22 protein-coding genes and 2 tRNA genes are annotated in these 22,970 nt (G+C 55.3%); 11 read left to right on the forward strand and 13 right to left on the reverse strand.

Features of this window, described 5'->3' with window-relative positions:
* Window positions 1-38: 38 nt before the first annotated feature.
* Together L3068_RS07865 and L3068_RS07870 are read right to left on the reverse strand one after the other, a co-directional pair.
* Window positions 39-545 (reverse strand): CS1 type fimbrial major subunit, encoded by a 507-nt coding sequence (locus tag L3068_RS07865; protein ID WP_023332625.1) that lies wholly within the window; start codon window positions 543-545, stop codon window positions 39-41.
* Between the two features lie 75 nt (window positions 546-620).
* Window positions 621-1,364, reverse strand: coding sequence for a hypothetical protein (locus tag L3068_RS07870; RefSeq protein WP_063666689.1), 744 nt, complete (start codon window positions 1,362-1,364; stop codon window positions 621-623).
* 308 nt (window positions 1,365-1,672) lie between these two features.
* On the opposite strand from L3068_RS07870, the gene L3068_RS07875 reads away from it, so the two are divergent.
* Window positions 1,673-2,428, forward strand: a complete 756-nt coding sequence (locus L3068_RS07875; RefSeq protein WP_032637043.1) for a winged helix-turn-helix domain-containing protein — start codon at window positions 1,673-1,675, stop codon at window positions 2,426-2,428.
* Window positions 2,425-2,901 carry a hypothetical protein gene (locus L3068_RS07880; protein WP_045134644.1) on the forward strand — a complete coding sequence of 159 codons (477 nt, stop codon included), beginning with the start codon at window positions 2,425-2,427 and terminating at the stop codon, window positions 2,899-2,901. The genes L3068_RS07875 and L3068_RS07880 overlap by 4 nt, the downstream gene beginning before the upstream one ends.
* Window positions 2,902-2,956: 55 nt before the next feature.
* Here L3068_RS07880 and yccA read toward each other — a convergent pair whose 3' ends face one another.
* Entirely contained in the window at window positions 2,957-3,616 is a 660-nt protein-coding gene (gene yccA / locus L3068_RS07885) for an FtsH protease modulator YccA (protein ID WP_013097244.1), read from the reverse strand.
* 269 nt (window positions 3,617-3,885) lie between these two features.
* Here yccA and L3068_RS07890 point away from each other — a divergent pair, with 269 nt between their 5' ends.
* Both L3068_RS07890 and L3068_RS07895 read left to right on the forward strand, forming a co-directional pair.
* The gene (locus tag L3068_RS07890) at window positions 3,886-5,514 is read left to right on the forward strand and encodes an ABC transporter substrate-binding protein (RefSeq protein WP_117581327.1); all 1,629 of its coding nucleotides are present in this window, start codon (window positions 3,886-3,888) and stop codon (window positions 5,512-5,514) included.
* A gap of 144 nt (window positions 5,515-5,658) precedes the next feature.
* A tRNA-Ser gene (locus L3068_RS07895) sits at window positions 5,659-5,746 on the forward strand.
* 66 nt (window positions 5,747-5,812) lie between these two features.
* Here L3068_RS07895 and L3068_RS07900 read toward each other — a convergent pair.
* The 5 genes from L3068_RS07900 to L3068_RS07920 form a co-directional block, all read right to left on the reverse strand.
* Window positions 5,813-6,649, reverse strand: a complete 837-nt coding sequence (locus L3068_RS07900; RefSeq protein ID WP_014883268.1) for an alpha/beta fold hydrolase — start codon at window positions 6,647-6,649, stop codon at window positions 5,813-5,815.
* A 154-nt stretch (window positions 6,650-6,803) separates the two neighbouring features.
* Complete coding sequence (locus L3068_RS07905; RefSeq protein ID WP_023332630.1) at window positions 6,804-7,022, reverse strand: acyl carrier protein; 219 nt, start codon at window positions 7,020-7,022, stop codon at window positions 6,804-6,806.
* A 16-nt stretch (window positions 7,023-7,038) separates the two neighbouring features.
* Entirely contained in the window at window positions 7,039-8,472 is a 1,434-nt protein-coding gene (locus L3068_RS07910; protein ID WP_045134642.1) for an AMP-binding protein, read from the reverse strand.
* On the reverse strand, window positions 8,469-9,587 hold the full coding sequence (locus L3068_RS07915; protein ID WP_117581404.1) for an MBOAT family O-acyltransferase: 1,119 nt from the start codon (window positions 9,585-9,587) through the stop codon (window positions 8,469-8,471). The genes L3068_RS07910 and L3068_RS07915 overlap by 4 nt, the downstream gene beginning before the upstream one ends.
* A 128-nt stretch (window positions 9,588-9,715) precedes the next feature.
* A complete protein-coding gene (locus tag L3068_RS07920) occupies window positions 9,716-10,852 on the reverse strand; it encodes a D-alanyl-lipoteichoic acid biosynthesis protein DltD (RefSeq protein WP_063614077.1) in 1,137 nt (378 codons plus the stop codon).
* A 278-nt stretch (window positions 10,853-11,130) separates the two neighbouring features.
* Between L3068_RS07920 and L3068_RS07925 the strand changes: the two genes are divergently transcribed.
* Window positions 11,131-11,218: transfer RNA gene (locus L3068_RS07925), tRNA-Ser, on the forward strand.
* Between the two features lie 54 nt (window positions 11,219-11,272).
* Here the strand turns inward: L3068_RS07925 and L3068_RS07930 are convergent.
* Window positions 11,273-12,130 carry an AraC family transcriptional regulator gene (locus L3068_RS07930; RefSeq protein WP_117581331.1) on the reverse strand — a complete coding sequence of 286 codons (858 nt, stop codon included), beginning with the start codon at window positions 12,128-12,130 and terminating at the stop codon, window positions 11,273-11,275.
* A gap of 228 nt (window positions 12,131-12,358) precedes the next feature.
* Between L3068_RS07930 and L3068_RS07935 the strand changes: the two genes are divergently transcribed.
* From L3068_RS07935 to L3068_RS07950, 4 genes are read left to right on the forward strand one after another with little or no spacing between them, the layout of a single operon-like run.
* Window positions 12,359-14,197 carry a DUF2264 domain-containing protein gene (locus L3068_RS07935; RefSeq protein WP_164954879.1) on the forward strand — a complete coding sequence of 613 codons (1,839 nt, stop codon included), beginning with the start codon at window positions 12,359-12,361 and terminating at the stop codon, window positions 14,195-14,197.
* Window positions 14,194-15,474: an oligosaccharide MFS transporter gene (locus L3068_RS07940; RefSeq protein WP_014883276.1), complete on the forward strand. Its 1,281-nt coding sequence runs from the start codon at window positions 14,194-14,196 to the stop codon at window positions 15,472-15,474. The genes L3068_RS07935 and L3068_RS07940 overlap by 4 nt, the downstream gene beginning before the upstream one ends.
* A gap of 13 nt (window positions 15,475-15,487) precedes the next feature.
* Window positions 15,488-16,678: a glycoside hydrolase family 88 protein gene (locus L3068_RS07945; RefSeq protein WP_023332637.1), complete on the forward strand. Its 1,191-nt coding sequence runs from the start codon at window positions 15,488-15,490 to the stop codon at window positions 16,676-16,678.
* 22 nt (window positions 16,679-16,700) lie between these two features.
* Window positions 16,701-17,300, forward strand: coding sequence for a DJ-1/PfpI family protein (locus L3068_RS07950; protein ID WP_117581335.1), 600 nt, complete (start codon window positions 16,701-16,703; stop codon window positions 17,298-17,300).
* Between the two features lie 132 nt (window positions 17,301-17,432).
* Here L3068_RS07950 and L3068_RS07955 read toward each other — a convergent pair whose 3' ends face one another.
* From L3068_RS07955 to hpxO, 3 genes are read right to left on the reverse strand one after another with little or no spacing between them, the layout of a single operon-like run.
* Window positions 17,433-18,368 (reverse strand): PDR/VanB family oxidoreductase, encoded by a 936-nt coding sequence (locus tag L3068_RS07955; RefSeq protein ID WP_236904786.1) that lies wholly within the window; start codon window positions 18,366-18,368, stop codon window positions 17,433-17,435.
* An 11-nt stretch (window positions 18,369-18,379) separates the two neighbouring features.
* Window positions 18,380-19,414: a molybdenum cofactor-independent xanthine hydroxylase subunit HpxD gene (hpxD, locus tag L3068_RS07960; protein ID WP_014883280.1), complete on the reverse strand. Its 1,035-nt coding sequence runs from the start codon at window positions 19,412-19,414 to the stop codon at window positions 18,380-18,382.
* A gap of 15 nt (window positions 19,415-19,429) precedes the next feature.
* On the reverse strand, window positions 19,430-20,584 hold the full coding sequence (hpxO, locus tag L3068_RS07965) for an FAD-dependent urate hydroxylase HpxO (RefSeq protein WP_117581339.1): 1,155 nt from the start codon (window positions 20,582-20,584) through the stop codon (window positions 19,430-19,432).
* A gap of 239 nt (window positions 20,585-20,823) precedes the next feature.
* Between hpxO and uraD the strand changes: the two genes are divergently transcribed.
* Both uraD and uraH read left to right on the forward strand, forming a co-directional pair.
* Entirely contained in the window at window positions 20,824-21,324 is a 501-nt protein-coding gene (uraD, locus tag L3068_RS07970; protein ID WP_047028030.1) for a 2-oxo-4-hydroxy-4-carboxy-5-ureidoimidazoline decarboxylase, read from the forward strand.
* A complete protein-coding gene (gene uraH, locus L3068_RS07975; protein ID WP_023332642.1) occupies window positions 21,321-21,644 on the forward strand; it encodes a hydroxyisourate hydrolase in 324 nt (107 codons plus the stop codon). Before uraD ends, uraH begins: the two co-directional genes overlap by 4 nt.
* On the opposite strand, the gene guaD is transcribed toward uraH, so the two are convergent.
* On the reverse strand, window positions 21,624-22,940 hold the full coding sequence (gene guaD, locus L3068_RS07980) for a guanine deaminase (RefSeq protein WP_117581341.1): 1,317 nt from the start codon (window positions 22,938-22,940) through the stop codon (window positions 21,624-21,626). The genes uraH and guaD overlap by 21 nt on opposite strands.
* Window positions 22,941-22,970: the final 30 nt, after the last annotated feature.

Here is a 22,970-nt window from a genome sequence, read left to right on the forward strand (position 1 = left end):
TGGGCACCCTCTGACGTTATTCCTTAGGTGCTGTGGTGTTACGCACCGCCTTCCGTGGTCGTCGCTTGCGTCAGCATCAGGCTGACAACGCCGCTGTACTGACCGGTTTTCAGAATGCCTTTGGTGGTCTGAGAAATGGTCAGCGGCAGTACCGCTGAACCGTTTTCAATGCTCCCCGGGAACAGTTCGGTACCGGTATATTCAACATCGGCGGTAGAGAGGGTTTTATCGCCCAGCTTCACCGTCATTGGGATGGACTCAGCACCGTCGGCATTTGCCAGCTTCGCGGCACTCACCAGACGGACTTTCACGTTGCTGGTGGCGGAGTTAGACCATACCTTGGTATTCAGGCGGTAGCTTTCCAGACCGCGGCCTGGCAGGTACTGCATATCGATGCTTGCCGGCAGCGGCGTATTATCGGCCTGGGTCATATCCAGCTGTGAATCAACGCTGGCGTTGACGGTAATATCTTTTTGGATCGCCAGCGCGCTAACGGACGTGGTCATCGCGGCAACAATCATCAGGGGTTTAAAATACTTACGCATTGATATCTCCATATTTACAAATGAGCACCCTGGCTCTTTAAACAAACCCTTTGGGGTCTTTACGGTAACGTCGTGTTATTGCACGACGGGTAAATCAGCTTCTTCAGCGGTTTTATTCACCCAGTTGAAGTAGCGGAATTTATATTTATGGCCTTGTGTCTTTGTGAGCGTTTTTAATTTCCGTTCGGTGTCTGGATAAATCGTCGCGTCTTCTTTAATCCATTTACACGACGAATTTGCGTCACAAATACCGACCTCTCTCAGCGGCACGCGCAGCGTACCGTTGTTTTTTAACGTCCCCCTGCGAGGGTCTATCGAGAGTGAAACCACACTTTTTTCCGGGGCGAGGTGGATCAGGGCGCCCCAGATGACATTGACGCCCAATGTCGCCTTCGCCGCAGCGCTTTCTGCCTGACCTGGAATAATGCTGTCAGGTTGCTTTACCCCTTCAAAATAGACGCGCCAGGTGGTCTCTTTTTCCGGTGGCGTGAGCGATACCAGACGAACGACGCGCATTGCGCCAGCCGCCAGGGCAAATTTTTCTGGCGTCACAACAACGCCACCTTCTTTCCACGAGGCCACATCAATCTCTTTTTCCTCGGCAGTACCGGGATTAAGAATTTTCTTTTGCCTCACCCGAATGAACTGAATATCATCCGTTTTTGAAGCCACTTTTATTTGCGCCGCCCCGGACTTATCCACGTTAAGTTCCATCGGGTACACGCTCATATTGGCCATTGCCATTTCTGAGAAAAATGGTAATGACAGCGCGGCGACATAAAAGGCGGTTGTCATGTTCACTCTTTTTTTCTGTTTCACATTCTGCCTGCCTGCTCTGAGTTCATCGGTGGCGCGTTAACACCAGGACACCGTCTGCTTTCGTATCGCTTCAGGGCAGGGAAACTTTAACCAGAACAGCGGTTTGTGAAAATTTGTATTAATTAACTCGTTAAATACAGTTTTTTATCCTGCTTTTCTGTCTTTAAGGTTGTATAGTTAAGCGAAAATACCGCGACCAGGGATGGGAAGAAAATTCCTTCTGATTACAAAATAAGCAGATCAGGAGGTGATTTTCATGTCGATGTACCAGGGATTAAAAAGCATGCGGTAACAGCCGAGAATAAAAGATGTTTTTTATATGCAATAATTCGTTGTTATTCGATCCTGAATCACATGCAATAAGTCTTGTTGGACAACCCGAGTCTGTATTAACGCTTTCGGCACCGGCCGTTCGTCTTTTACAGGAGTTTATTAAGCACAGAGGTCGTGACCTTAGCCGGGATGAATTGATCGCGCGCGTGTGGGAAGCGTTCGGCTTTACGCCATCAGGAAATAATCTCAATAAAGCGGTAAGCGAATTACGTAAAAGCTTCCAGTCGCTGGGAGAGGGGCATGAATTTATCGTGACCGTACCCCGCTATGGATTTCGTTTTGAGGCCGATGTGATTTTTCAGCCTCGGGAGAATATTCAACCCGTTGATTCTCAGTCTCCGGTTGAACAGCAAGACGTAAAGCCGCGGCGCACGTTCCTGAAAAGGGGGGCGATTACGGCGGTCGCGATCGTCGCTGCACTAGGGGGATGCCTGTACTTTAGCCGCCCGCAGGGGATAACCGTTCCGGCGAAACTCACGCCAGTTAAGGAAAAAATTGCGCGTTGCAGTATCTGGATAATTAACGATCATGGACGGCCGTTAGTGTTATCGAAATTAGCGAAACAGCTGGAGGCGAATAACGTGGCATGCGAGCGAGAAGAGTATAATATTTATTATTTCAGCGCCCGTTTTGCTATTTCCGCCGCGGATGAGGTTTTCATTGGTGCCTGCCCGGGAAGTAAAACCAGACTGTGCAAAACCATTCGTTATAAAAGCGGGGCTGAAAAATGAAAATAAAACTTATTTTTGGGCTGAGCGGTGTACTGGTTGGTGGTGCAATAGCGCTTTTTTACTGTTCTGGCGGCCTGGGTAAAAAGGATGTGCTTGCCTGCAGTACAGAATTTAATTTCACGCGCAATGAGGGAAAAGCAAGTGAGGTGAAGGTCAATACCTTTGCTCAGTTCTATTTTCATCAGGATGGAACCGGGTTGACGACTTACAAAGGCGCGGCAAGGGCTGGCGGGCAATGTTTGATCGTTGACAGGGATGTCGACTTTACCTGGGAGCAACGGAAAGATGATAACGTCATTGTATTGAGCTACACCAAAACCCGGCGTCGACACAATGACAATACCCCGGATGCTCAATGGGGAAGCTTCGCCTATCCGACCGCACGTTACTACCTGACGATCTCTGAACTGTCGCCCGCCGTGTGGCTGATTCAGGATCGGCGTTATCCTACCTATATCTGCCGGGGAGAATAAGACAAAAAAAAGAGAATGCCATGGGCATTCTCTTTTTTCGTATCAGTGATGCAGATTAATCCCGGCTGGCGAAGCCCAGAATGCTCAGCAGGCTGACGAAGATGTTGTACAGCGATACATACAGGCTCACGGTGGCGCGAATGTAGTTCGTCTCACCGCCGTGAATGATGTTGCTGGTTTCATACAGGATCGCGCCAGATGACAGCAGGATAAACACCGCGCTAATCGCCAGATGCAGGGCAGGCAGCTGCAGGAAGATGTTTGCCACCATACCAATCAGCACCACCACAATACCCGCCATCAGCATACCGCCGAGGAAGGACATGTCCTTACGGGTGGTCAGCACGTAGGCCGAGCAGCAGAAGAACACCAGCGCGGTACCGCCCAGCGCCATGCCAATCACGTCGCCCATACCGGCAGACAGATACGCGTTCAGAATCGGCCCCAGGATATAGCCCAGGAAGCCGGTGAAGGCGAACGCGGACAGAATACCGACCGGTTTATCCGCGGTTTTGTAGGTCAGGAACATCAGCCCATACATCCCCACCAGCGTCAGGATCAGCCCCGGAGACGGCAGCATCAGCACGGTGCTGGCGGTGGCAGTGATCGCCGAAAACGCCAGCGTCAGGCTGAGCATGAAATAGGTATTGCGCAGCACCTTGTGGGTACTGAGTAGCGATGTGCGGTCGCGTGAAGAAGTAATAATACGATCCATGAGTCACTCTCTTATGACAGATGTAATTAGCGGAAAGAATAGGAAACGGCGAGCCAGTCTCAAAGTGGTTTTACCCATCTTTACTCAGCACGTTAGCGAAGGAGATGGTTATTTCTTCTGCAGAAATGCATTTCACCAGAATGAACAGCGGTTTGAGAAAATTTACCAGATCAACCTCTTATAGGTTACTGAAAAATATTGCGTTATTACCCTTAGGGCGCTAAGAGTTATCTCCGGATCGTCATAAAACAGACAATAAGGCGAAGAACATGAAACCACAAACACGCACGCGCTTTACACTCTCTTTACTTACCGCCGGGATTCTGTGCGCCAGTACGGCATCCTGGGCGGCCAACGTCCCGGCAGGAACCGCGCTGGCAGAGAAACAGGAACTGGTCAGAAATAATGGCAGTGAACCGGCTTCGCTCGATCCGCATAAAGTCGAAAGCGATGTCGAATTCAATATTATCAGCGATTTATTCGAAGGTCTGGTGAGCGTCTCCCCGACGGGTGAAATTCAGCCCCGGCTGGCGGAAAAGTGGGAGAACAAAGACAATACCGTCTGGACGTTCCATTTGCGGCCGGGCATCACCTGGAGCGACGGGACAGCGATTACCGCAGAAGATGTGGTCTGGAGCTGGCAGCGCCTGATCGATCCTAAAACGGCGTCACCGTATGCCAGCTATCCGGGTAACATGCATATTGCCAACGCGGCCGATATCGCCCAGGGGAAAAAAGCCCCCGATACGCTGGGGGTAAAAGCGATTAACGACACCACCCTGGAAGTGACGCTCACGCAGCCAAACGCGGCTTTCCTTGCGATGCTTGCGCACCCGTCGCTGGTACCGGTGGACAAAGTGCTGATTGGGCGTTTTGGCGATAAGTGGACCAAGCCGGAGCATTTCGTCAGCAGCGGGGCGTATAAACTTTCTCAGTGGGTGGTCAACGAACGCATTGTGGCGGAGCGTAACGCGCGCTACTGGGATAATGCGCATACCGTTATCAACAAAGTGACGTATTTGCCCATCACCTCTGAAGCTTCAGATGTGAACCGCTATAAAGCGGGTGAAATTGATATTGTCTACACGGTCCCCATTAACCAGTTTGCCCAGCTGAAGAAAACCCTTGGCAGCGAGCTGGACGTTTCACCGCAGCTCGCGACCTATTACTACGAGTTCAACACCACGCGCCCGCCGTTTAACGACGCGCGCGTGCGTAAGGCGCTGAATATGGCGCTGGATAAAGACATCATTGCAGGGAAAGTGTTAGGGCAGGGGCAGCGTCCGGCGTGGCTGATTAGCCAGCCGGACATCGGTGGGGTCAAGCTGCAGAACCCGGATTACGCCAGCTGGCCGCTGGACAAGCGCATCGCGGAGGCGAAAAAACTGCTCAGCGAAGCGGGGTATAACGAAAGCCATCCCCTGCGCTTCAACCTGCTCTATAACACCTCTGAATCGCACCAGCGCATCGCGATTGCCGCCAGCTCCATGTGGAAGAAAAACCTCGGCGTGGACGCGAAGCTGCAAAATCAGGAGTGGAAAACCATGCTGGATACCATGCACACCCACAACTTTGACGCGGTGCGTTACGCATGGATTGCGGACTACGACGATGCAGCAACCTTCCTGAACAACTTCCGTACCGGCGACAGCGAAAATACCAGCCAGTACAGCAATCCGGAGTACGACCAGGCCCTGATCAACGCCGCGAAAGCGAAAACAGCGGGGGAACGGTGTAAGTTCTACCAGCAGGCGGAGGATCTGCTTGGCCGTGATGTGCCAGCCATTCCGGTTTATCACTACGTTCGTACCCACCTGGTCAAACCGTGGGTAGGGGGATTCACACCGGATAAGCTCGGGTACTATTTCACAAAAGACATGTACATCAAAAAGCACTAAGAGGGCGGGCTGAATGTTATGCTGTTAAAATCGCCGATATGTCGTCAGTTCAACCGATTAAACGCGTTTTGGCTATTTTTACAGCGAACGATTGCAGCCACTCTTTACAGCACGCGGTGAGGTGTTTATAGTTCGCCTCACTTAGGAAGTGTGGCCGAGCGGTTGAAGGCACCGGTCTTGAAAACCGGCGACCCGAAAGGGTTCCAGAGTTCGAATCTCTGCGCTTCCGCCAGATATAAACCCCAGCTTACTCGTTAAGCTGGGGTTTTTCTTTTGGCGTGAATTTAAAACCTGACGTTTATGAACGGATAAACGCAAGAATGTCCGCGTTGATGGTCTCCGCATGCGTGGTGTGCATCCCGTGCGGGAAGCCTGGATAAATTTTCAGCACGCTGTTCGCCAGCAGCTTGTCCTGCAGAAGGGCGGCATTCTTATACGGTACGACCTGATCGTCATCGCCCTGCATTACCAGAACGGGAACCGTGATGGCTTTTAAGTCCTCCGTCTGGTCAGTCTCTGAAAACGCCTTAATCCCCTCATAGTGCGCTTTGGCACTGCCAATCATTCCCTGACGCCACCAGTTCTGAATCGTACCCTGTGAAACCTCCGCGCCATCCCGGTTAAAACCGTAAAAAGGGCCGCTGGCTACGTCGAGGTAAAACTGCGCGCGATTGGCTGCCAGCGCACTACGGAAGCCGTCAAACACCTCGATGGGTGTCCCGCCGGGGTTATTCTCTGTTTTGACCATCAGCGGGGGAACGGCGCTGACAAGCACCGCTTTGGCGACGCGCCCCTGCGGCTGGCCGTATTTCGCTACATAGCGGGCGACCTGGCCGCCGCCGGTAGAGTGACCGACGTGCACGGCATTGTGCAGATCCAGGCTTTCAACCACGGCCGACGCGTCGGCCGCATAATGATCCATATCGTGACCTTCACTGACCTGATCCGAACGTCCATGACCACGACGATCGATAGCGATAACGCGATAGCCCTCTGCAAGGAAGAAGAGCATCTGGTTATCCCAGTCATCGGCACTCAATGGCCAGCCGTGATGGAAAACAATGGGTTGAGCTTCTTTCGGACCCCAGTCTTTGTAATAAATGTTGACGCCGTCTTTCGTTGTTACGAATGCCATACCGCAGACTCCTCTGTTAAAAACAACACGACCCCTAAAGTGTAGGAGAAATCATATCAGCGGTGGGTTTCATTCCCGTGAAAGGTATTCATTTTGCATTCAGGGCTCTGGCGCGGTGCGCCAGAGCCCCCAGGGCGGGGTCATACAGCGGGGCTTAGCGGTTCTCTTCAATATAGCGGGCGAGATCTGCCGGGGTCTTCAACACCGTCGCTACGTCAGTTGGCGGGATCATACAGCCGTAAACGTCCTGCACTTCCAGCACCATATCGACTGCCAGAATAGAGTCGAGAATATCAGATTCAATCAGTTCATCGTGAAAGCCCACTTTACGGGATAATACTTTTTCGAACAGGGCGAGAATTTCGTTTTCCATTATGTTTCCTGGATAATTAATGAGTGCGGGCGTAAGCGTCCAGCAATTTGCGGTCAATTTTGCCGTTAGGGTTCAGCGGCAACGCGTCTTTTACGATAATTTGTGAAGGCACCATATAGTGGGGAACCACTTTCGACAGCGAGGTTTTGATCGTATCCGGTGCCATTTCCGTCACGCAGAACGCGGCAATACGCAGCACGCTGCCGCAGGGTTTCATCAGCGGCATCACTACCGCTTCATTAATGCCTGACATGGCCAGCAGACGGTTTTCGATCTCGTTGATTTCAATACGGTAGCCATTCAGTTTGACCTGACTATCGTTGCGACCCTGGCAATAGATCATCCCCGCTTCATAACCCAGATCGCCGGTCCGGTAGCCGCGACACGCGTCATCTTCCCGATGCAGTAATTTTGCCGCGTTCTCCTGCGGCAGGCCGAGGTAGCCGCGCATGACGTTTTTACCCCAGATAATCAGCTCGCCCTCGGCGGAAATGTCCATTCTGCTCTCCGGCATCATGACCCCCACCGGCAGCACGGCGCTGTCCTGGTTAAGGATCTCATCCGTAATTTCAACCACCGTCGTCGCGATGGTCGCTTCCGTTGGGCCATAGGAGTTGATGATTTTGGCCTGCGGGAAACGGCGGCGCAGCTGTTTAACCAGCGCTTTATTGAGCACTTCACCAATGAAGATAAAGACGCCGAGTTCAGGCAAATACTCGCTGTTAAACTGCGGGGACAGCAGCTGCTGGTAGGCAAAAGAGGGCGTGGACACCCAGGCGGAGACCGCGTTGCTTTTGAGTCGCGCCAGCCAGTTCTCTTTCTGAATATCCTCTTTGGCGTTGAGCACGATGTGTCCGCCCATCGCCAGGTTCGCCAGCAAAGGGATCAGGGAGAGGTCAAAGCTGAACACCGCGTGGTTCATCAGCACCGGTTTTGCCGGCAGGGAAAAGTCCTGGCTGACCCATTTCATGAAGTGCCAGACGCTCTCACGTCCAATCTGCACGCCTTTCGGTTTGCCGGTGCTGCCTGAGGTAAACATGATATAGGCCAGATCCTGCTCTTCCAGGACCTTGCCCGCTTCACCGGTGGCAATAAACTGCCGGGTTGCAACGTCGTAATAGTAAGGGACACTGGCCAGGCTACAAATCTCCCGGAGCCGCTCCTGCGGGTAGATGCAATCCACCGGGATGTACGGAATGTTGTGCAACAGGCAGCTATAAATCGCCACGGCGAACTCGGCCTGCTGATGACCATATAATACGACCGGTGTGCCTTCGATAGGCTTGCAGCGTTGATAGCGTTCCGCCCAGTCCATCACGGCGGCGGAAAGCTGTAGCCAGCTGAGGGTTTCGTCGCTACCCGTGATGGCCAGCTGCTGCGGGGAGGCGGGATCGCGCAATGCCGCACGTAAGAAATCCTGCAGTTCCTGCAGATCGGTGTGATATTTCATAGAGGAGACATTCCACTAAAGATGTAAAGGGCTCCTGCGGCGCTGCCCAGCGTCAGAATTCGCCCCAAAAACGCCACTGCCGGATACTGCAAACCACGGTGTAATGCCGGGCTGCGTTTGGCTGACCACAGCAGCATGTTGTGTGCGACAGAAATGGCGCCAAACAGCGCGCCGCTGATGACATAATGGCGTTCCAGGCCATTCCATGCCCCCATGCAGAACAGGGTGCAAAAAATACCGATATTTTGCGCCAGCGTTTTGTTCTGACGGAAAAAGTTGAACTTCATCAGGTTCATATAGACGGGCATAAACACCACATCGCGCAGCCATTCAGACAGGCTGATGTGGAAGCGCCGCCAGAAGTCCTGAGGGTTCTTTGCAAGCAGCGGCATATTGAAGTTTGCCGGAATATTCAGCCCGAATAAGCGCCCGGCACCGATGGCCATATTGCTGTAACCTGCAAAATCAAAGTACAGATAGGCGCTGTAAGCAATCGACATCACCACGCCGACGGTCAGCGAAAACGGCTTATGGCTCCAGGGCTGCACCACAAGCGAATCGATCAGCATGGCAAACAGGAACTTCTGGATGATACCGGTGACGATCTGCTCTAACGCTGTTAAACATTGTTCACGGTTAAGGGTGAATGCGGGTTTATTCACATCGCTCATCCATGTCCGCCAGCGGTACATCGGCCCGGCCAGAATAATAAAGGGCATAAAGAGGTAGCAGAAATAGTGCAGAATATTCTGGCCCTCTTTTTTACTGCGATACAACAGCACATCCACCGCGCGAAAGGTCATAAAAGAGAGACCGATCATGCCGAGATGGTGATTAAAATGTAATTTCACCAAAAACAGGGGCAGCAGCGTTAACACGATCGCCTGCCAGGTTTTTAACCATCCTTTTTCTTTTAACGTGGCGAAAAGATAAAAACAGCCAAATACGATCGCCGGAATACGATAATCGCCCTGAAAAATATAGCTCCAGCCCAATGCTGTCAGGACGGCCAAGGACGATAACCAGGTCAGGCGATGGCGCAGCAGGCGATTAATCAGCGCAAATACCAGTGCCGATGAAAATAAACAGACAAAAAACAGTCCTGAGCTGTACATCATTCGGCCTCAGAATTTCTGATATTCAAAATGCAGTTGCATACTCATGCTGTCATCGACAGCGGTCCACGCGACGATGGTGATCCCAAGCAGGAGATAAAGGAAAAACAGACGGATCGCGATTTTCATTATTTAAAACTCTGTGCAATAAAGCGAAGCATAGGCACCCAGGCCAGTTCAGTCGGGTGCAGTCGGTCCCAGTTCCAGCCATTCTGATAAGGCATAGCGTACATATCTAAATAAGGGATCTGGTTCTCTTTCAGAATGGATTGAATTTGCTTATCGTACGGGCGGAAAGTGTCGGTATGGTAAAGCGCCCACGGGTTAACCGGGTCGACGATAGCAATGACCTGCACGTGATGTGCCTTCAGCAGCTGGACGGTTTTCCTGAACGCGGCGAATTGGCCGGGCACCACCGGCGTGTCATCCCACTGCTGCGGCTTACCGTCCTCTTCGTAAATCGTTTTGTCCATCCACAGGGTCGCCGCACTTTGCTGGCGAACTTTATTTAATTCACGGGCATTCGCCAGCTCTTTATTCCAGTCCGGAGTCATGTGGGTGGTTGGCTGTTGCGGCCAGGGTTGCGCCGTCTCAGGCCTGATATTGAGCAGCGACAGCCAGTCGTTTTTTATCAGGGTACAAAAATTAGCGAACTGGAAACCGATCTCATCCCAAATCAGATCGGGGTGCCAGCCGAAGACACGCATTTGCCCAAAGGTTAAATGGCTTATCTCTTTAGCATCAATATGTTTTAAATAATTCATGAGGATCGGACGTGCCTGCGGATCCTTCATCAGGGGATCAAAAACAGAGCCCGGAAAATTATCCGCATAGATAGCGGGTGGCAGACCTTTTGAGTAAAAGCTGTCAGGTGCCAACAATAAAACCACTTTACTGTTTGCGTTAAGGCTATTTTTAAAACGTGAAAACAGTAAAAATTGTGTTTCATCATCGACAAACGCATCGCCATACGCCACGACGGGTTGGTGTAATTGCTGATTAAAATAATGATAGACCGCGTAATGTTCATCTTCAGAGGTGGCAACTTCAGAGGCACCAATGAAGAAAATGGCATTCCCCTCCAGGGCATGGGAAATGGTGGCAATTTTTTCCGCTTGTTCTTTCGGTGTGCCCGCCATGGATTTGATCAGCGGCTGGAATTTAAGCGGCGGATCAAAGCTGGTCACCAGCGGGTGAATGCTGAGGAATAAAATGGCCAGGGCTGCCATCAGGATATGTAAGCAAAACGTATTTTTGATTTTCATCATTAACCAGTAAGACTACATGGCGGCAATTTTCTAAAATCCGTTAATAACCGGCTTTATAACAATTACACAACAAATGGCCGTCTATTTTGGGGCATTCTATACCAGAGCGATTTAGAAGGATGAGCGTTGCCGTGTAACGGTATGTACAAGTGGGAGAGAGCGACGCGGGGATCGTGGAATGAGCGATTTTTTGCGCAGTTAAACGCCAGGGCGTAGAAATAGAAAAATTCCTGCTTTACAAGGCGCTAATAGATGTTTATAGTGCGCCTCACTTTGGAAGCGTGGCCGAGCGGTTGAAGGCACCGGTCTTGAAAACCGGCGACCCGAAAGGGTTCTAGAGTTCGAATCTCTACGCTTCCGCCAAATTCGAAACCCAGGTCGTTATGCGACCTGGGTTTTTTGTTTGTTAAAACCGCCTTAACCGGGAATTCTGGTGCCGGAGTTACTCCGTCGATACTGCAGCGGCGTCTGACGCATCATCTTTTTAAAGCAGGTAATGAAATAGGTCACCTCGCTAAACCCCACTGCCAGTGCAATGGCGTCAACAGGCTCATCGCTGTACCGTAACAGATCGCAGCTGCTTTTAATCCGCCGGGTCAGCAAATATTCGTGGATGCTACCGCCGGTCTGCTGGCGGAAAATGCGTGAGGTATAGCTTCGCGAGAGCCCCAGGTCGTGCGCTAACCGATCGAGCGAAAACTTGCTGGCATAGTGGGCTTCGACCCAGCTCATTATCCGCGAGGCGACGGTCTGCTGGCGCGGCGGGTAGGGCTGCGGCTGCTCGGGCAGACATGTCATCAACTGCATCACCAGAAATGCCACCTCGCAGGCCTCGGTCTGCGCGTTGTCCTCCAGGTGCTGAAACTGTTCAAGTATTCTCTCAATAAACGCCGCGTGCGTGCTGAGATCGTAAATTTGTGCCGGGAGATTGCTGGCGGCCAGCGCGTCGAACCGGGCCTGATGGCGCGGAAAGGTGCTGAGCGCACTTTCGACGACCGATTGCGCAATGTGCATGGTGGTGCGGTGGTAGGGGTTCTTATCGCTATGATCGACCTGCACTTTGTGCAAACGGAAGGGCGGGAAGACAAATAAACGCCCCGGACGGGCGGTGTAGTGCTGATTGTCCACCACCACGATGCCATAACCGCTGGAAATATAGAGCAATTCAACGCACTGATGCCAGTGGTAGTAAACCGCGCTGGTGGTGTACATGCGGTTAAATGAAATGGCCTGCCGATCGAGCGTAATGCGTTCCAGCAGTTGCGTTTCACCCATTTTCCCTCCAGGACAACAGATTTAAATTTTTAGACCATCATTTGTAATTTATCCCTCTCTCGATCGACAAAATCCAGCAAAAATGAAATGCCGGTTTAATTTTGTGAGTCTGCTCACTCAGCACCGGGAATAAAAGCGGTTACTCTTCATTCAGACGTCGCACTCGTGGCTTTAATAAGCCAAATAACAATAACTTATCTCTACCCTCGTGTTATGCGGGAGGACCCTGTGCAACCTGAAAATATTCATGTGGATAACCCACTGACGAGCCGTGATGAGGTACTGCGGCTGGTTAACGATATGCTGAACGCGGTGACGCCTTATTTTAAAAAAGACGCCAGCCGCATTGATTTAGCGAACTTTACCGCTCACTACGGCCAGCAGGTCGCGAGCATGGAAACCTTTTCCCGTCTGCTGTGGGGCATCACGCCATTGTTGGCTGGCGGCAGCGAGCCGCAACACTTCTCTTTCTATTTACAGGCGATAAAAAACGGCACCAATCCGCAGCATGCTGATTACTGGGGCGATGTCGGTCCTTTCGATCAGCGAATCGTCGAAATGGCGGCTTACGGATTACTGCTGGCGCTGGCGGGCGAAACCGTACTGGCACATTTCACTGAGACGGAGAAAGAGAATCTATGGCGCTGGCTAAAGCAGTGCGAGACCCAGGATATCCCCGATAACAACTGGCACTTCTTCCCGATTCTGGTGCAGGTTGGCTTCCATTATTGTGGCATGCCGACCCATCCGCAGGCGCTGGAAAATCACTTCGCTGCCATGGAGCACTACTATCTTGGCGATGGCTGGTACTCCGATGGTCCGGGCCGGCCGCGCGACTATTACATCTCGATGGGCTTCCATTTCTATGGACTGATTTACGCGAAGCTAATGGCCGATGTCGATCCAACGCGGTGCGCAACCCTGCGCGATCGCGCCGCGCGTTTCTCCTCTGACTTCATTCATTTCTTTGCCGAAGACGGTGCGGCGATCCCGTTTGGCCGTAGCCTGACCTACCGCTTTGCCGAGGCGGCGTTCTGGAGTGCGGCGGCTTTCGCCGGGCTGGAGGTCTTTTCGCCTGGCGTGATTAAGGGCATCGTGCTGCGCCATCTGCGCTGGTGGCTGAAGCAGCCGATATTCGACCGCGACGGCATACTGAGCGTCGGCTACAGCTACCCGAATCTGGTGATGGCGGAAGACTACAACGCGCCGGGTTCACCGTACTGGGGCCTGAAGACCCTGCTGGTACTGGCATTAGATGAGGGCGGCGCTTTCTGGCAGGCGGCCGAGCTGCCGCTGCCGCCATTGCCCGCGCAGCACACGATAGCCCACGCGGATCAGGTGGTGGTGCATCAGGCCGATCACCTGTGGATGCTGACATCCGGCCAGCTGGAGCTGAACAACTTCGTGAATACCGAAGCGAAATACTGCAAATTTGCCTATTCCACCCGCTTTGGCTTCACCCTCGAACGCGGGCGCTACGGCCTGAACCATGCCGCACCCGATTCGATGCTGCTGCTGGCCGAAAAAGATAACTACTGGCGTGGCCGCCGTGAATGCCAGCACGTGGTCACCGCTGACGGCACCATTTACAGCCGCTGGCTGCCGTGGCGCGACGTGGTGGTTGAAAGCTGGCTGCTGGCGCTGGGCGACTGGCAACTGCGCGTCCATCGTATCAATACTCAACGCGCGCTGGATTGCGCGGAAGGGGGCTTTAGCCTCGCGAACCGCCCACAGCCGCAGGCGCAGGAGATGGAAAGCGCCTGCTGGTTACGCAATGCCCAGGATGCCTCAGCCATTTTCTGTTTACATCCGCACGCCCGCCGCGGCGAAACGGTGGTGACGCCGCCAAACAGTAATCTGTTGTTTGCCGAGCGCGCGGCAGTGCCGCTGCTGCGCGGTGAACTCGACCCCGGCACGCATTTGCTGATAAGCGCGGTGTGGGCGGGAAATGCCGCAGGCTTCGATCCGCAACACTGCCCGCAGGCCTTCATAAGCGATGACGCGGTACGCTTCGTGATGGCACGACAAGAAACGACGCTCGTTCTGGCCCCGGAGACATCGCTATGAGCACATCATCGTCCGTACGCGCCGCACAGTACAAAATGAGTACCTTTATTTTTCTCTACTTCTTCACCTGGTCATCCAGCTTTGGCCTGTACGCCTTGTGGCTGAGCCAGAAAGTGGGCCTCGATAGCATCACTATCGGCAGCGTGTTCGCCATCAATGGCGTCTTCGCGGTTGTCCTGAAGCCGGTGTATGGCTACATCATGGACAAAATCGGCATGAGCAAGTGGCTGCTCTATTTTGTCTGCGCCATTTCTGCGCTGATGGCACCGTTTTTTGCGCTGGTGTACCAGCCGCTGCTGGAAAGCCATGCGATGGCCGGGATTATCATCGGCGCGCTGTATCTGAGCCTGGGCTGGTACGCTGGCGTGGCGGCATCTGAATCTTACGCAGACCGCTTTAGCCGTCTGTACGGGCTGGAGTTTGGCCGCATCAGAATGTGGGGTTCGCTGGGCTGGGCGATGGCGGCTTCGGTCTCCGGGCTGTTGTTTAACGTCACGCCGCTGGCCAACTTTCTGCTCAGCAGCGGTACCTCGGTACTGATGCTGCTGGTGCTGATTAGCCTCAAAATCGGCGATGAGCAGCTGCGTAATAACAGCGTTATTTCCGCCAATAAGATTGTCTTCGCCGATGTGCTGATGCTCCTGAAAAACCGCAAATTCTGGATGTTCAGCCTCTACGTCGCCGGGGTGGCGTGGATGATGTTTATCGCCGAACAGCAATTCCCGCGCTACTTCGTATCATTCTTCGCCACCAAAGAGCAGGGAAATGCCTGGTACGGCTACCTGAGCACCGTCCAGTCGGGTATGGAATTCCTGATGATGATGTGTATCCCGTGGCTGGTGAATCACTACGGCGCCAAGCGCGGCCTGGTGTTCTGCGGCTGCGTGGTAGGGGCTCGGCTGATCGCCTCCGGACTCACCAGTGACCCGATAGTGATCTCTATCATCAAACCGTTTTATGGCGTCGAGATCGCGCTGCTGCTGATCTCGGTCTTCAAATACATCGCCGAACATTTCCATCGTCGGGTTAACGCCACGATGTACCTGCTGGGCTACCAGGCGATGATTTACGTGGGGTCGATTGTGGTCGCCCCACCTGCTGGCTATCTGTACGACAGGATAGGCTTTGAGCATACCTATCTGCTGATGGGCTGCTGCGCCCTGATATTTACGCTGATTTCCGCCTTTACGCTGTCGCGCTGCCAGTCTAAGTGCGATGTCTCACGCCCCTTTGCTCCGGCATTAGATTCCGCCCCGGTTGAACCGGCCAAACATTAATTCAGGAGTTGTTATGACCAAATCTGTTATCACCGAAGCGCTGCGGCCGATCGAACTGCATCAGGTCGATCGCCTGGCCCTGAGCCAGAAGCTGGAAGCGGCGTTAACCCGCGTAACGCGCAAGCTCGACAAAAATATTGTTGCCTTCGGCGATAAATTCCCCGGCGAAGCCTGTGAGAAGGGCGTCTGGCCGCGCACCGATAACGTGGAATGGACCACCAGTTTTTGGCCAGGCCAGCTGTGGCTGGCGTGGGAGATGACGGGCAAAGCGCATTATCGTGACGCCGCCGAGCGCTATTTACCGTCGTTCGCCCGGCGTATTGAGCAGCGTATCGACACGGCAACGCACGATCTTGGTTTTCTCTATTCGCTCTCCTGCATCAGCGCCTGGCGCCTAACCGGCAACGAAGCCGCTCGCCGGTCGGCGCTGCTGGCAGCCGAGCGCCTGATGGAGCGTTTTAACCCAACGGCCAGGATTATCCAGGCATGGGGTGATTTAAACGACCCGGAGCAGCAGGGGCGAATGATCATCGACTGCAACATGAACCTGCCGCTGCTGTACTGGGCCAGCGAACAGACCGGAGATCCGCGCTATGCGCAAGCGGCGACGGCTCACGCCGGACAGGCCGCGAACTATATCGTGCGGGAAGATGCCTCGACGTATCACACATACTATATGGATGTCCAGACGGGTGAGCCGCGCTTTGGTAATACCCATCAGGGCTACAGCGACACCTCGTGCTGGTCGCGCGGGCAGGCATGGGGCATTTACGGGTTTCTGCTCAGCTATCAGCACACCGGCGATAAGCAGATGGTTGAGCTGTCACGCAGCCTGGCACATTACTTCCTCAACCGTTTGCCGGAAGATGATGTGTGCCACTGGGATCTGGCGCTGCTCGGTACTGACGCCGTGCGCGACAGTTCAGCGGCGGCGATTGCCGCTTGCGGTCTGCTGGAGCTGGTCAAGGCGCTGCCGACGCTCGACGCAAACCGTGCGTATTACGAAGAGATGGCGCTGCGTATTGCGCTGTCGCTGACCGATAACTACCTTGCCCACGACGACGATCCGACCGAAGGGCTGCTGCAACACTCGGTTTATCATATGGGCAGCGGCAAGGGGGTCGATCAGTGCTGTAGCTGGGGAGACTATTTCTATCTCGAGCTGCTGGCGCGGCTGCGACAGATTTGGCACCCGTACTGGTAACCCTGAAGCCATGGAGAGCAAAATGAAAAGCGTAGCCGTGCTATTAGCCCCCGGTTTTGAAGAGGGGGAAGCGATCGTCACCATCGATATCCTGCGTCGCCTGAATATTACGGTGCAGACGATTGCCTGCGGCGAGAGCCGCGAAGTGGTGAGCTATCACGCCATCTCAATGGTGGCGGACAGCACCCTGAAAGCCAGTTTCGATTGCACCTTTGACGCCGTAGTGTTACCGGGCGGCCCGGAGGGCAGCGTTAACCTGGCGAAAAGCGCGGAGGTCATCGCCTTCGTCCGCCGCCACGATGAAATGGGCAAATATATCTGCCCGATTTGTTCCGCCGCCGCCCGTGTGCTGGGCGGTAACGGGCTGCTGAAGGGGCGCCGCTACGTCTGTTCCGGCGATCTGTGGAAAACAGTCAGCGAGGGCAGGTACGTCGATGCCGAGGTGGTGGAAGACGGCAATCTGCTGAGCGGTCGCGGCCTGGGTAACGTATTTGATTTCGCCTTTACCCTGGCGGCGCGATTACAGGGCGATGATGCCCTGGCGCGCGAGCAGGCCAGCCATATTGAGTACGCGTGGCAGGATAGCGATCCCGTTTACGAGCTGGCAAAAAGCGATGTGTGAGTTTCGCCCGGCGGCGCTACGCTTGCACGGGCCTACAATGAATAGTGCAATGTATTGATATTGTTACGGATTGTAGGCCGGGTAAGCACAGCGCCACCCGGCAAGAAGGCCCGCTAAAATGTTGATGTCGTTTTACAGCCCAATCACCAGCTCCCCCGAATGGCTCCGCGAGCAGCACAGCGCCACCTGCTGGTTTGTTGCGCCTTTTTCCGCCTCCGACTGCACGCCGTCCCGGTGATCCACCACGCCGTCAATCACTGGCGTCAGGCAGGCGCCGCAGATCCCCATTTCACAGGACAGCGGTACGTCTACGCCGTTTGCCTGTAAGACCTGGGCAATGGTTTTATCCGCAGGCACCGGCCAGCGCTCCCCGGTGGAGGCCAGTTTAACGGTAAAGATCTCGCCGGTTTCATGACCAGCGGCAGGCGCAGCAGGCTGAAACGCCTCGCTGTGAATGTGGGCGTTATCCCATCCCTTCGTCGTTGCCACATTGCGGACTTTCTCCATAAAACCCGCAGGTCCGCACACCCAGGCATGCAGTCCCGCTTCCGGTATGGGGAGATGTTCTGCCAGCGCTGAGCGGGGGCTGAGGGTATGAATGATGCACTCACCGTACTTTGAGAGTTCCCGAACAAACGCCGCGCTTTCGCGATTTTTAACGTAATAATGCAGCGTAAACGGCGTTCCGGCCGCCTTCAGCTGCAGGGCCATCGCAAACAGCGGCGTAATGCCAATGCCCGCAGCCAGGAGTAAAACCCGCTCTGCCTGAACGAGCGGGAACAGATTGCGTGGGGCGGAGATCGTGAGTTTCTGTCCAGGCCGCAGCGTCTCGTGAACGTAGCGCGACCCGCCGCGCGAGGCGGTTTCGCGCCCCACGCAGATAAGATACCCCTCGTCCTCACAGGCTCCGGTCAGGGAATACTGGCGCACCAGGCCGCAGGGCAGGTGCACATCAATATGCGCGCCGGGCTGCCACGCCGGTAGCGCGGCGCCGTTTTCCGCCACCAGCCTGACGGCGAGGCTTTTATCCCCCTCACGGCACAGCCCATCAACGATAACGCTCAACATATTGGCCTCCGTCATACCAGGAAAAATTCGCCGAATCCCATCTTTTTCAGTCCCCGACGGTAGGCAATCGAGCTTTTATCCGCCGGGATATGGGCTTCGAGCGTCAGATCCAGCGGCAGGCTTTCCGGGCGCTGGGTTTCGACCATCAGACGGTCTTCTTCAAAAATGCGCAGATTGAAGGCATGCACATCTTCCACCGGAATATGCAGATCGAAGTTGCGCGCGATAGGGGCGAACATCCGGGTCACCCGCGATGATACTGGCGACGCGGCGTTCATAATCACCAGTCGGGATTCCCCCGGGAAATGGATCGTCAGCGTGGCGGTAAACGGCAGATGCATTTCAAAATGACGCAGCCACTGGAAGCCCTCCGGAGCCTGGACGTCTGAACTGGCGGGATAGTTGCTCACGGAACTCCAGTAATCGGCCACGAAACCGAACGGCGTCTCCTGCGGCTGATAGGTGGGAACCAGCTGATTATTGGGATCGGCAAAGGTATCGGTGTGGATCCAGGCAAAGTGCGCCACGTCCAGAAATCCTTCCACCTGGCGACCGGCGAAGCCATTCACCTCGAACGCCGGGCAGTTAATCTGCTGGAATCCATCGTCATCCCAGTGCGGCATGGCGGGCAGCGGTACCGGATTATCCGGGTCAAAGGCCAGACAGGTCCAGATCAGGCCAAAGCGCTCCTCCACAGCGTAGTTAATCAGGTTCAGCTTCGCCGGAACGGGCTGGTCGGGGCTGGACGGGATACGGTTGCAGCGCCCGTCCTCTCCGAAGCGTAAGCCGTGGTACGGACAAATAATGCCGTGCTCATCGTGAAAGCCCAGCGTCAGCGGCACGCCACGGTGCGGACAGACATCCCGGGCGACCACGACCTGGTCGTTAATCCGGTAAATGACCAGTTGTTCATCCAGCAGGGTTGCTTTAACCGGTGCCGGGCCGATGTCGCAGGCGCGTGCAACCGGATGCCAGCATTTCGCCAGGCGCAGCCAGTCCTCTGGCTCAAAGGTACAGTGGGCGGGTGGAGTCGGTTCTCTTTTCATCGTTGTCCCTCTTGTTCAGCCTAACGGGCCGCCCTGAATGGTCTCGCACAGACCGTTGATGATGCGCTCCCCGGTCTCCTCTTTCAGCTCCTGATACCAGGCCTGCGTCAACGTCATGTCTTTGCCGTGGGTGACGTCGCAGCGTTTGCGCGCCTTCAGCACCAGGTCACGCACCCGGTCGCAGCGCAGCGCTTCGTACTGTCGCAGCGCGAGCGTAATGTGATGGTTCTCTCGCAGGCATTCGCCCAGCACCACGGCATCTTCCATCGCCGCACAGCCGCCCTGGCCGATATCCGGCGTGGTGCTGTGCCCGGCATCACCAAGCAGCGCGACGTTGCCGCGCACCAGGGTATCGAACGGTTCGATGTCGTGGATTTCAATCCGGTTAGTGGTGTCAGGATCGAGCGCGGCGATAAGCTTTTGCACCGGCGGCGCCCAGCCGCGGAAGTAGCCCGTAAGATCGGCACGCAGGGTGGTGCGATCTTCTGCCAGACCCGCAGGGAGCGGCACGTCAAAGAAGAAGTAGAAGCGTCCGCCGGAGACGGGCATCAGCGATACGCGTTTGCCCTCACCAACGAAGGTGGTCCACTGGTGCGCCGGGGCAATCTCTTCATCAATCTTCACCAGCCCGTTCCAGTTCACGTAACCGGCGTAGCGGCGCTCCGGCGTATACCCCAGCACATACGGACGAACCGCTGAGTGGCTGCCGTCGGCGGCAATCAGAAAATCTCCGGTTGCCGCGGTGCCATCGGTGAAGGTGACGCTCACGCCCGCGTCATCTTCCCGCACACGTTCGACGCGCTTGCCAAACTGCACGTTATCGCGCCCCCAGAAGTCCAGCATTTCGCGCTGAAGTTCCGCGCGCGAGACGGGGCAGGGACGCCCGCCGGTGCGCTCGACCAGCGGCGCGAGGCTAAAGCGGGTCAGGGTATCGCCGCGCCGGTAATCTTTGTAGGCCATAAAACGCATCGGCCCGCCGTACGTCTCGATGATGTCGCCCATGCCGAGGTGCTGCATGCATTTCACGCCGTTAGGCCAGATGGAGATGGCCGCCCCGACGGGCTTGATCGCTTTGACGGCTTCAAACACGGTACAGTCGATGCCCGCTTTCTTCAGCGAAACAGCGGCGCTCAGGCCGCCAATTCCCGCACCAATAACGATTGCTTTCATGCTTCTCTCCTTTTGCAGGGTGTAAAGCCATTCAGCAATTTGCGTACCAGGCTGCAACAGGGTGAAAACGGCGTTGTGAAGGGCAGGTTTGCACTGCTAAGGTGCACAGACGCGGTGAGCTTGCCTTTTTTTGAATCAAAAATTTCCAGTTGAGCTATACGGAATCAACTGTTTCACGCTCAGGCAAGGAGTGGCGTGGTTTGTGCAATGACCTGAAAGAGGATAATCAAGGAGATACTATGATCGCACTGCACGACTTTAATCGGCTTCCTGAGAAAGAGGCTCTCGCGCGGCTCCACCCCTGCGTGGCGATCCCCGGCTGGGCTGAAGCCCTGGTACGCGGGCGGCCCTACTCCCGCCGGGAAGACGTGTTCAGTACGGCACTGGCGCTGACGCAACGCTGGGATGAGACGGCGTTAACGCAAGCCCTGAGCGCCCATCCGCGTATCGGGGAAAAGCCAGCGGGTTCCCAGGCGGAGGCAGCACTGTCGCGCCAGGAACAGGGCGCGGTGAATGATCGCGATGCTGCCCTGACGCAGGCGTTACGGGAGGGAAACGCCCGCTATGAAGCCCGTTTCGGACGGGTCTTTCTTATCCGCGCGAAGGGCCGCAGCGGAGAAGAGATCTTAGAGGCGCTGAACGCGCGGCTGGAAAACAACGATACGCAGGAAGTATTGACCGCGCTGGAACAGCTGCGGGAAATTACGCTGCTGCGGCTGGAAGGAGTCATAAGCGAATGAGCACACTCAGCACCCATATTCTCGATATTTCAACGGGGAAACCCGCCGAGGGCGTGACGGTTCATCTTGAGCGGGACGGGGAGATCATGGCGACTGGCGTCACGAACGCCAGTGGGCGCATCACAGAATTCGTCCCGAACCTGGCAAAAGGCCGCTACCGGCTGGTGGCCGAAATCGGTAAGTGGTTTAGCGACACAGGCCGCGAGACGATCTATCCCTGCGCGCAGATTGAGTTTGTGACGGGAGAATCGGCAGACGAGCATTTCCATCTGCCGTTTGTGATTGCGCCCGGTGGCTGGTCAACCTACCGGGGCAGCTGACCACACCTGCACGCCGTTGACCCAGGTTTCGCTGATGTTGCGCTCATCGCCCAGGGTCATCAGCACAAAGAGCTGCTCGTAAATGTCCTGGCAGCGGCGATTGCGCAGGCGCTGCAGCGGCGTTATGTCCGGGTCGATGACGACGAAATCCGCCTCTTTGCCGGGCGTGAAGTTGCCAATCTTCTCGTCAAGCCGGAGGGCGTGCGCGCCGCCCAGCGTGGCGTGGTAAAACGCCTCGCTGGCGCGGAGACGGTAGCTCTGGAGCTGACCCACCTTGTACGCTTCCCCCAGGGTACGCAGCATGCTGAAGGTGGTGCCCGCGCCCACGTCAGTGCCGATGCCCATCCGCACTCTGTGCTGCCAGCAGGCGGGCAGGCGAAACAGCCCGCTACCGAGAAACAGGTTCGATGTGGGGCAAAACGCCACCGCCGAACCGGTGTCATGCAGGCATTGCCACTCGCTGTGGTGCAGGTGGATTGCGTGGGCAAACACGCTGCGCTCCCCGGTCAGGCCGTAGTGGTGATACACGTCCAGATAGCGTTCATGCTCCGGCCAGAGGTCGTTCACCCAGGCCACTTCGTTTGGGTTTTCGCTCAGATGGGTTTGCAGCCAGGTATCCGGAAACTCCTCTCTCAGCAGGCTGACCGCGGCGAGCAACTCGGGGGATGACGTCGGGGCAAAGCGTGGCGTAATGGCATAGCCCAGCCGCCCCCGGTGATGCCAGCGCTGGATCAGCTCACGCGTCTGCCGATAGCTCTGTTTCGCGTCCTCGCTCAGGTAGTCCGGCGCGTGTCTGTCCATCATCACCTTCCCGGCGATAAGGCGCATGTTGAGGCGCAGCGCCTCAGCAAACAGCGCCTCGACCGATTCCGGATGCAGCGTGCAGAACACCAGCGCGGTGGTGGTGCCATTACTCACCAGCTGGTTAATGAAAAATTCGGCGATCTCTTTCGCGTAGGCTTCATCGGCAAACTGGCTCTCCACCGGGAAGGTATAGGTGGTCAGCCACTCCAGCAGCTGCTCGCCAAAGGCGCCGATCATCTCCGTTTGCGGATAATGCACATGGGTATCGATAAAACCGGGCAGCAGCAGCTTGCCGCGCAGGTCAGTGTAGCCTTTGTGCGGGTCAAGATACTGCTCGCCCTCCTGCCACGCCATGTGCGCCAGAATGTGGCCATTCTGAATAAACAGCAGCCCGTCCTCAAGGTAGCGCGCGTGTTCGGCAATGGTGTCTGCGCTGTCGCAGACCTGGGCAATGTCAAAAAATGTACCGCGTATCGCAGTCTGGTATTCCATCATGGTTCCTGCCTTCGTGTTTGCGTAGCG

The sequence above is a fragment of the Enterobacter cloacae complex sp. ECL414 genome (genome assembly GCF_021869685.1).
Lineage (GTDB): Bacteria > Pseudomonadota > Gammaproteobacteria > Enterobacterales > Enterobacteriaceae > Enterobacter > Enterobacter kobei.